Origin of the sequence: Streptomyces sp. NPDC053750, assembly GCF_044544295.1 — a bacterium.
GTDB lineage: Bacteria > Actinomycetota > Actinomycetes > Streptomycetales > Streptomycetaceae > Streptomyces.
The window spans coordinates 77254-90717 of record NZ_JBITXB010000003.1 but is presented as its reverse complement, the minus strand read 5'-3'; the positions used below and the strand labels follow the sequence as shown (position 1 = coordinate 90717).

Sequence of the window (13464 nt, the reverse complement as noted above, 5' to 3'; positions counted from 1 at the left end):
CGCCCGAGAAGGCTCGGCCTCTCATCACACCGTCGTACCCCTCACACCGTCGGACCCCGCGGAATCGCCGAGGATTCCGCGGGGTCCGCGGCGGCGCACCGGCCGGCCACTGCCATAGGAGGAGTCTGGAGCGACCGGCCCATGCCGTTCCGGCGGAACGCGGTCAGTGATCGCGCGGTGCAGGCACCACGCGCTCCACCTCGGGGTGGACGGTCAGAAGCTGGCGCATGGCCGCCTCGGCCGCCGCGCCGTCCCCCGTGGCGAGGGCATCGACGATCCGGCCGTGCTGCGCCAGGGACACGTCGTTCGGCCGGTCACATCCTGTGACCGGGCCACCGGAGACATGGAGGGCGGCGGACACGATCCCGGACAGGTGATCCAGCATCCGGTTGCCCGCGACCTGGATGAGCAGGGTGTGGAACTCGGCGTCGGCACGGGAGAAGGTGAGAGCGTCACCCTGCCCCATGGCGTGCCCCATGATCCCCACCATGTCGGACAGACGCTGCTGGACGTCCTCGCGTCCGTGCCCGGCGGCGAGGCGCGCGGCGAGCGGCTCGATCGTCCAGCGCAGCTCGCTGAGCTCACGGCGCTGGTCATCGCGCTGCGGCCCGAAGGCACGCCATTCGATGATGTCCGGGTCGAGGAGGTTCCAGTCGCTGACGGGACGCACACGCGTGCCGACGTTCGGGCGGGCACTGACCAGGCCCTTGGCCTCCAGCACGCGCAGGGACTCACGGACAACGGTACGGGACACCTCAAAACGCTGGCCGATCTCCTCGGGCACCAGCGGGCGGTCGGCGCCCAGATCACCCGAAACGATCATCTGACCCAGCTGCTGGACGAGTTGCCCGTGCAGTCCGCGGCCACGGCTGCCCGCAGTGCGCCGGCCCACGCGGCCCAGCTCGGGCTCCGGCCCCTCCCAGGCGGGCGCCCCGACGCGGTCGACGGCGGGCGTCTCCGCGTAGGGGTAGCGGTCGAGTTCGCCCGGGTTCGCGAGGCCGGAGTCGGCGGAGCGGGCGGCGGTCATCATGGAGTGCGCAAGGGTAGTCACGCATCCTTTGTCGGCGTCGTCTTCAACTCCCTTGAGGGCTTTGGTGAAAAGCACACGAAAGGGTGATCGCTCACCCCGTCGCAATTGACGCCTTATCGGAAAGAAATGTGCTTTCCCCGGGGAGTTGTGCACACGGTCGGACCGGAGGGGTGGGCGGGCCTCACCGGGCCCTGCTGCGCAGGGTCATGAGCAGATACGCGCAGAGCAAGACGGTGAGGGACAACGTCATTGCGCTGCCCACGGGTTGGACGAGCACGCGCAGCACTTCGGCCACATACCGCTCACCACCGAACGGCCACTGCGTCAGGAGAACCTCGCGCACCCGCATCGGGAGGCCGGCGGCGGTCCGCACGGACGGCCCTTCCCAGAGCTCCTGTACGAGCGGCAGGACCAGGACGGGAACGGCGACCACCGCGGCGAGCCCGGCCGTCGTGGACCGGAAGACGCCCGCGGCGAGCACGCCGGACCATGCGCATCCAACGACGAGCCCGAGCCAACCGGCGCTCAGTGCGGGCCAGTCGGCGGGGAGCCGCACCAGTTCCTGTCCGTACAAGAGATGGAGCACTTCGGCATTGCAGCCCACCGTCAGGGCGGCCAGCACCAGCGCGCCGGCCGCGGAGACGAGAAGTTTGGCGGTCAGCAGCCCGATCCGGCGGGGCACGGTGCCGCGGTCCGCCGCCAGCGCGGGGTGGCGGAACTCGTCGCCGAAGGCGAGCGCACCGAGCAGCCCGGCGCCGAGCGCCGCGGGAGGCAGGGGCAGTTCCCGCGGCCACGCGGCCAGGAGACGCGGCTGCGGGGTGTGCCCGATGCGGGCCAGCACCAGTGCGGTGACGGCGGACACGACGAGCACCACGGCACCGGTGACGAACCCGGTGCTGATGCCGACCGCACGGCGGAGTTCGTAGCGGAGGGGGCGCAGCGGGCTGGGGGCGGAGCTGACGGAAATGGGGGGTGGGAGCGGGGAGAGGGCGCCACGTGCGGTGGGGTTGAGCGCGGTGTAGGGGCGCGGCCGGGGCCCGGGGGTGGCGGTCGCGGACGGGGCGTGGTGGTCAGTCTCCTGCTCCTGCTCCTGCTCCTGCTGACCATCGGGGGCGGGGACGCCATCGGGGGCGGGGACGCCGTCGGGGGCGGGGACGCCGTCGGGCGCGGGATCGTTGCCGGGTTGGGGAGCGGCACGACGTCCCTGGGGGGGTGGCAGCGGCTCCGAGGCGGCAGGCGCGGTGTCCGACAGTGGGCGGCTCTGCGTCTGCTGCTGCCGGGCTGCGGCGGTCGTGCCCGCCCCGGGCCCCATGTCCCCCACCTCGTCGGCCAGTTGGTGTACCAGAACCCCGTGGCGGAACGCGGTTTCGCCGATGTCGGCACACGTACTGCCGTACACGGCGAGGCGGTTGCCGCCCTCGCGCACGATCTCGACGGAACGGCGGGCCGCGCGGGCCTCTTTGGTCAGGACGGCGGCGAGGCGGGGGGCGTGCGGGCTGCGGACGGCGACACGGGGGCGCAGACGGGTGCGGGAGAAGACCGCGGCCTCCTGGTCGGCGACGACTCTGCCCCGCTCCAGCGTGACGACGTGGTCGGCGGCACGCGCGGCCTCCTTGGGGTCCCCCGTGCTGAACAGAACGGTGCCACCCTGAGCGGCGTGAGCGCGCAGCATGCCGTGGAGCCAGCGGGCCTCGCGGGCGGAGAGCGCGCCGGCGGGGTCGTCGAGGACCAGGGTGTGCGGGTCGGGAAGCAGGGCGCAGGCCAGTCCGAGACGTCGGTCCATGCCGCGCGAGAGGGCGCCGAGGCGTTCGCCGCGCAGACTCACGAGTCCGACCGACTCCAGGACTTCGTCGGCGCGCCGGACCGGCACACCGGCCGCCGCGCACAGCATGCGGAGATGGCCGCGAACCGTTCGGGCGGGGTGGCCCGGCACATCGCCCAGCAGTACGCCGACCTCGTGCGAAGGATGGGCGATGCGGTGCAGGGGGCGGCCTCTGAAGTGGGTGAGACCACGACCGCGTTCGAGTTCGAGCATGAGTCTGAGCACCGTCGTCTTGCCGGCGCCCGATGCTCCGAGCAGTGCGGTGACGCGGCCGGCGCGCGCCTCGAAGGAGACGTCGTCGGCTGCGGGCGGAAACTCCTTGCGAGGGTTGCTGGTCAGTCCGAAGGCCTGGATCACCCTGAGCAAGATAGCGTGCCATATCGGTATTTTCGGGCATCGCGCGGCCTGTCGGACCCGAGGTGACGTGCCGCGTAACGATTCCCTGGTCGACTCCCCGGTCGATTTCCTGGTCGATTCCCTGGCCGACCCCTTGCTCGCCGTTCACCTCGGGGCCCGCCCGGGCCTCGGTGTCAGACCTCGGGACGCAGCATCGGGGGGTTGAGGAGAGTCGCGCCCCCGGCCCGGAAGAGCTGAGCGGGGCGGCCGCCCTGGCGGGTGGTCGTCCCACCGGTGGGGACGAGGAAGCCCGGGGTTCCCGTCACCTTGCGGTGGAAGTTGCGCGGATCGAGCGACACGCTCCACACCGCCTCGTAGACGCGGCGCAACTCGCCGACCGTGAACTCGGGCGGGCAGAACGCGGTGGCAAGTGAGGAGTACTCGATCTTGGAGCGGGCTCGTTCCACCCCGTCCGCCAGGATTTGGGCGTGATCGAAGGCGAGCAGCGCCGTCGGCTCGCCGTCACGGCCGTAACCGCCCTGCTCCAGCAGTTCCTCGACCGGCGCCCAGCGCGCGTTGCTGGCGTCACCGCCCGCCCGGGGAGCGGGCAGGTCGGGAGCGAGCGCGAGGTGGGCGACGCTGACCACACGCATCCGGGGATCGCGCTCGGGGTCGCCGTACGTCGCGAGCTGCTCCAGGTGCGCACCGTTGTCCTGGGTGGGAGCAGCAGGGTCGTGGACGCACAGTCCCGTCTCCTCGGCCAGCTCTCGCGCCGCCGCCTGCGCCAGGTCCTCGTCTGCCCGTACGAAACCACCGGGCAGGGCCCAGCGGCCCTGGAAGGGCGGCTCACCCCTGCGCACCGCCAGCGCACACAGGGAGTGGCGACGCACGGTCAGCACGACCAGGTCCACGGTGACGGCGAAGGGCGGAAAGGCTGACGGGTCGTAGGGCATGCGGCGATCATAGTCGTCTGCCTGACGATAAACACTCCCTTCGTCGGCCGCTCCGACGACTGATCCACATCGGTCGGACATCCATCACGCCAACCGCGCCCGGGTGTCCTCCATGTCTCGTCAGGCCAGGTCACGACCCGGTTGCGCCCGTAGTCCCCGCCGCTTCGGCCATGACCGGGCCGAAGCGGCCGATCCGCACGGAGCAGGCTGCTCCGGCACGGCACGGCACGGTCGGCCGAGCTCGCCCAGAGCCGGGCCCGCGTCCGGGACACAGCCGGGAACCGCCGCTGTCTTCGGCGGGGCCGCCCGCTTCAGAGGCGCTCGCTCCCGCCCTCGGCCCCCTGCTCTCCCGTACGTCCACCTCCTCGGCAGACGCCCTCCTGACCCGTCGACTCCTTCCGCGAGGCGCGCGGACGCGTGCGGCCCGTCCGAGCCCCGCCAGGGCGTTCACCGCCCGCCGGAGTGCGCGGACGCACGATCTTCGCGCGCGGTTCACGACCCTGCACCCTCGCACGGCCAAGGACACCGTCGGGCGAGGCGACGGAGCGCGGGCGGCGCCGTCGGCCGACCCGCGCCGCCGGAGCGGGCGTGGGATCGGCCGGCTCGCGTTCCCCGGACCCACCGGCCTGCTCCTCACCGCCCGACGTGCCACCGCCGGTGCCGTCACGGCCCTCACGCCCCGCCCGCAGACAGCGGCGAATCGACTCGGGATCGAGGCCCTCGTTGCACGCCTGGTGCAGGAGCCGGGCGAACAGATAGTCCTGATCTGCGCCCAAGGCCATGGCCAGAGCCTCTCGGGCCTCCAGCTCGTCACCGACGGACCAGGCGACCCACCCCGCGAGGGTCAGCGGCGCAGCCGCGTGTTCGCCGTAGGGGCCGACGCAGCGGCGGGCCAGGGCCCGCCAGAGGCGTAGCGCGGGTCCGGCCTCGTCGCCCTCCATCCACGCGGCCGCACGGTCACGGGTCGTACGGTCCTGGAGGCCGAGGATCAGCGCCGCCGCCTCGTCGTGCGCCAGCAGCTGGTCGTCGCGCAGGTCCTCCGCGGGAACGCCGGACACGGGCGGGGCCTCGCCGAGCCGTCGCATGACCCGCTGCGCCAGGCACAGCGTCTCCTCCGCCACCTCCGCGCGGCCCGCGTCGTCGAGGATCCGGGAGACCACCGTCATGGCGGCCGCGTCCAGAGCGGCCGTCTGCTCGCGTGCCGCGCCGCTTTCCCAGGGCAGCATCCTGGCCCGCAGCTCGCGCAGCGAGCCTCGCACCTGGATGCCGGCGTAGGTGGCCGCCGCGGCCAGCACGGACGTGCCCGGCAGCCCCATCGGGACACCTTCGGCCGGGCAACAGGCCTCGTCGTCGCAGCAGTACGACCAGAAGCGCCCGTCCGAGATGCACAGCGCCTCGACCACCGGTACGTCGAGGGCGCCGCACTCGACGCGCAGCTTCTGGGCCAGCGGACGCAGCCGCTCCATGACCTCTCGGCCGGTCTCGCCCCGCCCCGGTTCCTGGCAGAGGTAGGCGACCATCTGCTCGGGCCGGGCCCCTCGGCGCTCGCTGCCCGTCACCAGGCCGTGGGCCAGCTGCCCGGCCGCACTCGCCCAGTCGTCCGAGTTCGCGGGGATGCCCAGACGGGCACGGCCGCCGAACCGGCCACGCCCGTCCCTGTCACGCAGGGCGACCAGCACGATGCTGTCCTCCGGGCGGTACCCCAGCAGGTAGGGCAGGGCATCGGCCAGCTCGCCGGGGGTGCGCAGGGTGACCTGGCCTTCGTCGACGAGGCTGTCGTACGGGCCGGGGGCCGCGCGGCCCGGCTGTCCCGGGCCCGGGATGTCGCCGTTCTCGGAGGATCCGGTCGTTTCGCTGTGGTTCGTCATGGCCCGACGATCTCGCAGATCAAGGAGTTCCGCTTTGCCCTGTGGATAACTCTGATCAGGGTCACGTCACGCCATGCGTCCGGCGACCGCGCCGCGTCCCTCCGGGCCCGGCTGTCAGTCCTGTCCTGTTGTATGGAATGCATGGAGCACACGAGCAATGCGGATCTCCGGGCAGCGGCCGATGCGGTCCTCGCCCGCCTCGTCGGGGACGCCTCGGGCGGCGCCCGGCTGCGGGAGGACCAGTGGCGGGCGATCGAGGCGCTGGTCGCCGACCGGCGTCGGGCCCTGGTCGTCCAGCGCACGGGGTGGGGCAAGTCCGCGGTCTACTTCGTGGCGACCGCGCTGCTGCGCGCCAGAGGTGCCGGCCCCACGGTGATCGTCTCGCCGCTGCTCGCGCTGATGCGCAACCAGGTCGAGGCCGCGGCCCGGGCCGGCATCCACGCCCGGACCATCAACTCCTCCAACACCGAGGACTGGGACGCGATCCAGAACGAGATCGCCGCGGGCGAGGTCGATGTGCTGCTGGTGAGTCCGGAGCGGCTCAACAACCCGGACTTCCGCGATCAGGTGCTGCCCAAGCTCTCCGCCGCGACCGGACTGCTCGTGGTGGACGAGGCCCACTGCATCTCCGACTGGGGCCACGACTTCCGCCCGGACTACCGGCGGCTGCGCACGATGCTCACCGACCTGCCACCAGGGGTGCCCGTCCTGGCGACGACCGCCACCGCCAACGCACGTGTGACCGCCGACGTCGCGGAGCAGCTGGGGACCGGAGGCACGTCGGACGCGCTGGTGCTGCGCGGCCCGCTGGACCGGGAGAGCCTCAGCCTGGGTGTGCTGCGGCTGTCCGACGCCGCGCACCGGATGGCCTGGCTCGCCGACCACCTTCACGAATTGCCGGGCTCCGGGATCATCTACACACTCACCGTGGCCGCCGCGGAGGAGGTCACGGCCTTCCTGCGGCAGCGCGGCCACGCCGTCGCGTCGTACACCGGCAAGACCGAGAACGCGGAGCGGCAGCAGGCCGAGGACGACCTGCTCGCCAACCGGGTCAAGGCGCTGGTCGCCACCTCGGCGCTGGGCATGGGCTTCGACAAGCCCGACCTCGGTTTCGTGGTCCATCTGGGCTCGCCGTCCTCACCCATCGCCTACTACCAGCAGGTCGGCCGGGCCGGGCGCGGTGTCGAGCATGCCGAGGTGCTCCTGCTGCCGGGCAGGGAGGACGAGGCGATCTGGGAGTACTTCGCCTCACTGGCCTTCCCGTCGGAGGATCTGGTGCGCCGCACTCTCGACGTCCTCGCGCGCGCGGAACGGCCCCTGTCGCTGCCCGCCCTGGAGCCCCTGGTGGAGCTGCGCCGCTCCCGGCTGGAGACCATGCTCAAGGTCCTCGACGTGGACGGCGCGGTCAAGCGGGTCAAGGGCGGCTGGATCGCGACCGGCCAGCCGTGGACGTACGACGCGGAGCGGTACGACTGGGTCGCGCGGCAGCGAAAGGCCGAGCAGCAGGCGATGCGGGACTACGCCTCGACGACCGAGTGCCGGATGGAGTTCCTGCAACGTCAGCTGGACGACGAGGGCGCCAAGCCCTGCGGCCAGTGCGACAACTGCGCGGGCGCCCGCTTCACCGCGGACACCTCCACCGACGCCCTCGACGCCGCGCGCGTGGACCTGGGCCGGGCCGGAGTCGAGGTGGAACCGCGCCGTATGTGGCCGACCGGGCTTCCGGCGATCGGCGTCGACCTGAAGGGGCGTATTCCGGCAGGAGAACAGGCCGCTGCGGGCCGGGCACTGGGTCGGCTTTCCGACATCGGCTGGGGCAACCGGCTGCGGCCGATGCTCTCCGCCCAGGCGCCGGACGGTCCGGTGCCGGACGATGTCGCGAAGGCGGTCGTGGCGGTGCTGGCCGACTGGGCCAAGGGGCCCGGGGGCTGGGCCTCGGGCGAGGCCGACGGCCTGCCACGCCCGGCCGGGGTGGTGACCGTCGCCTCGCGCACCCGGCCTCAGCTGATCCAGTCCCTGGGAGCACGCATCGCCGAGGTCGGCCGGCTGCCGTTGCTCGGTGCGGTCGAGTACACGGGTGAGGCGCCGAGGGCGTCCCGCAGCAACAGCGCGCAGCGGCTCAAGGTGCTCGACGGCGCGCTGTCGGTGCCGCCCGCCCTGGCCGCGACGCTGAGCGGCCTCCAGGGCCCGGTGCTCCTCGTGGACGACTGCACCGAGACCGGCTGGACCCTGGCGGTGGCGGCCCGGCTGCTGCGTCGTGCCGGTGCCCACGGGGTGTTGCCGCTGGTCCTGGCCGTGCAGGGCTGATCGCCCGCCTCGGGGCACCGCACCGGCCGACGGCCTAGCGCGACCCCGAGTGGCGCGCCCCGTGCGTCACCCGGCTGTGCTGTGGGTAGGGAGATAGGACGCGCATCATCCGATAACGGTCGTCGGTCCCAATTGCTCGTTGCCGCATTCAAGTTCGACAGGAAGAATTGAAGTCCGCTCCCCGCACGGCTCGTCCGTGATCCGGCAGGGCTTCACTGCGGTGCGCGCTCCCCCGAATCCGACCCCGCCCGCAGTGTGGGCGCGTAGCCGAAGGGAGGAACGTGACCTTCGGATTCGCTCCGTCCTCGGCGGCGTCACTGTCGTCGCCCGCCGCTTCCGCCACTCGCCTGCTCGAACCGGCGGAGTGGGCCGCCGCCGGGATTCCGCTGCTGCGCAACCCGCGGGAAGTCGTCAGCGGACTGCACGCACGGCACCGCCCCAGGCCGGCGACCGCGATCGTGGCCGTACTCGATCCGGACGAACGACTGCGCGCGAGCGCCTCGTTCACCAACCGCCGGGCTCCGGCCGACGGGTGGATGTTCCGCAACGCGCTGCTCGCCCAACTGCGCCGGGTCATCCCGCACGACCTGCGGCGCCGTACCCCGGTGCGCACCGCCGTGCTGCTCTACTGCCGTGAGGGCGACGCTCGTTGGACGGAGGAGGACGGCGCGTGGATGTGGGGGCTGCGGGACGCCTGCACGTTGCACGGGCTGCGCTGCGGCGCGTACATCACGCTGACCCGTGACGGCTGGCAGGTCCTCGGTGAGGGACGCGGTGGACGTCGGCCCAACGCGGCATCGGCGCCGGAGCCGTTCGCCACGTCGGAGGCGCCGCCCCCGCCACCGCGCACCGGGGGCGTCGCCTCGGACGTGCTGCGCCGCGCGGCGGCCCGCTGAGCACGGAGACTGGTCCCCGCTGCGGCGCCGTGTGGCGTCCTCCGGGCAGGCTCCACCCAAGGGCACAGGCACGCCGAGGCCACCACTGGGCCGCCACTGTGCGAGCCGTTCCGGCACCCTTGGGTCGCACCGGCGCCCGCCGCACATGCGGCGGTGGGCTCAGACGCCCGCGCCCAGCACCGAGTTGATCCGCTGTGGGTCACCACAGACGATCAGCAGGGCGCCGGCCCTCGAGTGGGCCACGGACAGGGCGGTGGCAGCGGCGGCTTCGGGGCCGCCGTTGACCACGACCACGACCACGGCCCGCGACGCGGCACGGTCCGCGACGGCGGCGTCCGCGTAGAAGACGTCGTCGCCCGCGTCGTGCTGCGCCCAGTAGGCGGCATCGCCGAAGGACAGTTCGTGGGCGGCCCACGGGTGCGGTTTACCGGTGGTGATCACCAGCACGTCACCGGGGGCACGGCCCGAGTCCAGAAGCAGGTCCACGGCCTCATCGGCGGCGTCGAGCGCGCCTTCGGGCGAAGCCGGGATCAGCTGGATCTGCGGGCTGGCCGGGGCAGTTGCCGGCGCGGCCGGACCCGGCGGTCCGGGTTTGGCCGCGGCCGTGTCGCGCGACGCACGTTGCGCCGGTGGCACGGGCCGCACCGGGCCGGGACGGCCGGGGCGCGGCGGGGCCGCGGGACGGGGGCCGGGTACGGGGCGGGGGGTCGACGCGGTGCGGCCGCCGGCCGGAGTGGCGCGGGGACCCTGGGCCTTCTCGTGAATCTGAGGCTCCTCGGGACTGAGAGGCATGAGCTGATGTTTATCAAACGTTGGTGCGGCTCGCGTCGGCGGGTGGCACATGCCTGCGAGCGGAACCGTCAGAAATCGAATCCGAGCTGACCCTCGATTTCCGGAACGCTTCCGTCCACCCAACTGCGGACCTTCTTGAGGTGCCGCCACTGGGGCAGCGCATCAAGATACGCCCACGACAACCGGTGGTGCGGGGTGGGTCCCCGCTCCGCCAGTGCCGCCTTGTGCACGGGTGACGGATACCCGGCGTTGTCCGCAAAACCGAAGTCTGCATGGTCGATAGCCAGTTCGGCCATCATTTTGTCGCGCTGAACCTTGGCCAGCACCGAAGCGGCCGCGACGGCGACACAGGACTGGTCGCCCTTGATCACCGTACGGACCTTCCAAGGCGCCCCGAGGTAGTCGTGCTTGCCGTCGAGGATGACGGCATCGGGACGGACCGGCAGGGTCTCCAGAGCGCGCACGGCCGCCAGCCGCAGCGCCGCGGTCATCCCCAGCGCGTCGATCTCCTGCGGAGAGGCGTGCCCCAGGGCGTAGGACGTCACCCAGGTCCGCAGCTCCGCGGCGAGTGCGACGCGACGCTTGACGGTCAGCAGCTTGGAATCGGTGAGGCCGACCGGGGGTCGGCGCAGCCCGGTGACCGCGGCGCAGACCGTGACCGGACCGGCCCACGCACCGCGCCCCACCTCGTCGACACCGGCAATGATCTTCGCTCCGGTCGTGGCGCGGAGTGAGCGCTCGACGGTGTGAGTAGGCGGTTCGTACGGCATGGCGGTCTTAGCCTACGCCGCCCCGAACCGTCGGCGACACCCTGGTTCCCCCAGCGCGACCGGGCCCCGGGCAGCCCGGGATCAGACGCCGTCCGGCCGGAGCAGCGGAACCATCAGCTGGTCGACCATTTCCTCGAGCTCCTGGTCCAACCATTCGCTTCCACAAATCTTTGACCGGTACATCATCATCGCCGGGATGGCATCGAAGACATAGCCGTTCGCCGCGTCACGCCGAACCTCTCCCCGCTCTATTCCACGGGTGATGACCTCGCGGAGCATCTCAAGGGTCGGCTCGATCACGCCCGCGATGATCACCGCATGGAAGCGCTCCGCCTGCATGCTGTCGCATTCGTGAATGACCGATCGCAAGGCGGACCCAGGACGGGAGAACATCGCGTCGCGCGCCCGCCGGCACAGCGCCAGCAGGTCATCACGCACATTCCCGAGGTCGGGCACCGTATCGAATTGCGGCAACCCGGACCGCAGCGCGTCCGCGACCAGATCCTCCTTGGAAGGCCAGCGGCGGTAGACCGCCGCCTTGCCGGTCTGGGCGCCGGCGGCCACACCCTCCATCGTCAGGCCGTTCCAGCCGACGGTGCCGAGCTGGTCCAGTGCGGCGTCGAGGATCGCGCGCTCCAGGACCGCGCCACGCCGGCGGGAGGACGTCTGGGCGGAGGCGGCCGCCCAGTGCGAAGCAACCATGTCGAGGATCTCCAGGGAACAGGAAAGGCGGGTTTTCGGGGACGGGGGACCTACCGCGCGACCACAACGGGGGACGGGGCACTCGGCGGCACAACAAGTGAACGCTTGCGTTCACTGTCGGGGAGTCACTAACGTTGAAGCAACAGTGAACGCGAGCGTTCACTAAGACGTTCGTGGGGGACACATAGTGACAACCTCTTCTCTGCTCAAAGACCAGAAGCCGGGAGCGGCTCGCCGGGAGGGACGCCCCGGCATCGCGCTCACCGTCATCGCGGCCTGTCAACTCATGGTCGTACTCGACGCGACGATTGTGAACATCGCGCTCCCGCATATTCAAGAAGCGCTCAAGTTCAGCACCACCGACCTCACCTGGGTCGTCAGCGCCTACACGCTCACCTTCGGCGGTCTGCTCCTGCTGGGCGGTCGAGCCGGTGACATCCTCGGCCGGCGCCGGGTCTTCATGACCGGCATCCTGCTGTTCACCTTCGCTTCGCTGCTCGGCGGCTTCGCGCAGGAACCCTGGCAGCTGCTGGCGGCGCGCGTCCTGCAGGGCGTGGGGGGTGCGATCGCCTCGCCGACGTCGCTCGCCCTCATCACCACGACCTTCCCCGAGGGTCCGGAACGCAACCGGGCCTTCGGTGTCTTCGCGGCCGTGTCCGCGGGCGGTGGCGCCATAGGTCTGCTGGCGGGCGGCATGCTCACCGAATGGCTCGACTGGCGCTGGGTGCTCTTCGTCAATGTGCCGATCGGCGTCCTGATCGCCGTGCTCACCCCGCTGTACATCAGCGAGTCCGAACGGCACTCCGGCCGCTTCGACATCGCCGGGGCGGTGACCTCGACGGCGGGCATGGCGTCCCTCGTCTACGGCTTCATCCGCGCCGCGGACGAGGGCTGGCGGGACAGGCTGACCATCGGTTCCTTCGCGGCCGCGGTGGTGCTGCTGCTGGCCTTCGTCTTCATCGAGTCGCGGGCCAAGGAGCCGATCACTCCGCTGAGGATGTTCGCCGACCGCAACCGCTCCGGCACCTATGTGATCATGCTGAGCCTGGCCGCGGCGATGTTCGGCATGTTCTTCTACATCGTGCTGTTCGTCCAGAACGTGCTGGGCTACAGCCCCATCCAGGCGGGACTCGCCTTCCTGCCGGTCACGGTGGTGATCGCGCTGGGCGCGGGTCTGTCGCAACGGCTCCTGCCCGTGTTCGGCCCGAAGCCGTTCATGCTCGTGGGCTCGGCGCTCGCCGCGACCGGGCTCGGCTGGCAGGCGCTCATCAGCTCCGACAGCTCCTATGTCGGCGGAGTCCTCGGACCGATGCTGATCTTCGGCTTCGGCATGGGGCTGAACTTCGTGACACTGACGCTGACCGCGGTGTCCGGGGTCGCCCAGCACGAAGCAGGCGCGGCGAGCGGGCTGCTCAACGCGATGCAACAGGTGGGCGGATCGATCGGTCTGGCCATCCTGACGACGGTGTTCGGCACGGCCAGCAAGAACGAGGCCGAGAAGCAGGTGCCGGACTTCCTCGCCCACGGTTCGGCGGAGCAGAAGGCGGAGTTCGCCCAGACGCACCAGCTGCCCGCTCCCTGGGGGCACGACGTGCTGGCGCAGGGCATCTCGGCGGCCTTCATACCGGCTGCCGCCATGGCCGTACTCGCCCTGGCCACGGCATGGCTGGTGATCCGGGTGCGCAAGAGCGATCTCGACGCCCTGTCCGGCTCGGCCGGGCCGGGGATGGGCTGACCGTGCGCCACCACGAGCCGGCCGGGAACCGCCGAAGGGCGTCGCGCACGCCGCTCGGCGCTCGCCCCGCCGGCTCGCGGTCGGCAGCGTGATCAGCAGGGCGAGCAGCACGGCCGGCAGCAGCGCGCCGACCTGCACCAACGCCGACTCCATGCCCCACCCCCTCGCGACCCTCCGGCCCCCGTGCGCGACCCGGGCCTCACACAGCGGATGTCACGACAACGGATGCGCGGTCACCGAGAGTTCCCGGTGA

General features: G+C 71.9%; 10 protein-coding genes. 3 read left to right on the top strand and 7 right to left on the bottom strand.

The window, feature by feature from the left end; translation table 11 throughout:
• Positions 1-163: 163 nt before the first annotated feature.
• The 4 genes from whiH to ACIGO6_RS09935 form a co-directional block, all read right to left on the bottom strand.
• Positions 164-1051, bottom strand: a complete 888-nt coding sequence (whiH, locus tag ACIGO6_RS09950) for a sporulation transcriptional regulator WhiH (protein WP_399873846.1) — start codon at positions 1049-1051, stop codon at positions 164-166.
• Positions 1052-1211: 160 nt separating this feature from the next.
• A complete protein-coding gene (locus tag ACIGO6_RS09945; protein WP_399873844.1) occupies positions 1212-3209 on the bottom strand; it encodes an ATP-binding cassette domain-containing protein in 1998 nt (665 codons plus the stop codon).
• A 173-nt stretch (positions 3210-3382) separates the two neighbouring features.
• Positions 3383-4141 carry an NUDIX domain-containing protein gene (locus ACIGO6_RS09940; protein ID WP_399873842.1) on the bottom strand — a complete coding sequence of 253 codons (759 nt, stop codon included), beginning with the start codon at positions 4139-4141 and terminating at the stop codon, positions 3383-3385.
• 311 nt (positions 4142-4452) lie between these two features.
• The gene (locus tag ACIGO6_RS09935) at positions 4453-6009 is read right to left on the bottom strand and encodes a DUF4192 domain-containing protein (RefSeq protein WP_399873839.1); all 1557 of its coding nucleotides are present in this window, start codon (positions 6007-6009) and stop codon (positions 4453-4455) included.
• Between the two features lie 141 nt (positions 6010-6150).
• Between ACIGO6_RS09935 and ACIGO6_RS09930 the strand changes: the two genes are divergently transcribed.
• Positions 6151-8316 (top strand): RecQ family ATP-dependent DNA helicase, encoded by a 2166-nt coding sequence (locus ACIGO6_RS09930; protein WP_399873837.1) that lies wholly within the window; start codon positions 6151-6153, stop codon positions 8314-8316.
• Between the two features lie 281 nt (positions 8317-8597).
• The gene (locus ACIGO6_RS09925) at positions 8598-9212 is read left to right on the top strand and encodes a hypothetical protein (protein ID WP_399873834.1); all 615 of its coding nucleotides are present in this window, start codon (positions 8598-8600) and stop codon (positions 9210-9212) included.
• Between the two features lie 159 nt (positions 9213-9371).
• Here the strand turns inward: ACIGO6_RS09925 and ACIGO6_RS09920 are convergent, their stop codons facing one another.
• The 3 genes from ACIGO6_RS09920 to ACIGO6_RS09910 all read right to left on the bottom strand — a co-directional run bounded on the left by ACIGO6_RS09920 (position 9372) and on the right by ACIGO6_RS09910 (position 11476).
• Complete coding sequence (locus ACIGO6_RS09920; protein WP_399873832.1) at positions 9372-10004, bottom strand: hypothetical protein; 633 nt, start codon at positions 10002-10004, stop codon at positions 9372-9374.
• 68 nt (positions 10005-10072) lie between these two features.
• Positions 10073-10774 (bottom strand): ribonuclease HII, encoded by a 702-nt coding sequence (locus ACIGO6_RS09915; protein WP_399873830.1) that lies wholly within the window; start codon positions 10772-10774, stop codon positions 10073-10075.
• Between the two features lie 81 nt (positions 10775-10855).
• A complete protein-coding gene (locus ACIGO6_RS09910; protein WP_399873827.1) occupies positions 10856-11476 on the bottom strand; it encodes a TetR/AcrR family transcriptional regulator in 621 nt (206 codons plus the stop codon).
• A gap of 187 nt (positions 11477-11663) precedes the next feature.
• Here ACIGO6_RS09910 and ACIGO6_RS09905 point away from each other — a divergent pair, with 187 nt between their 5' ends.
• Entirely contained in the window at positions 11664-13211 is a 1548-nt protein-coding gene (locus tag ACIGO6_RS09905) for an MFS transporter (protein WP_399873824.1), read from the top strand.
• Positions 13212-13464 lie beyond the last annotated feature (253 nt).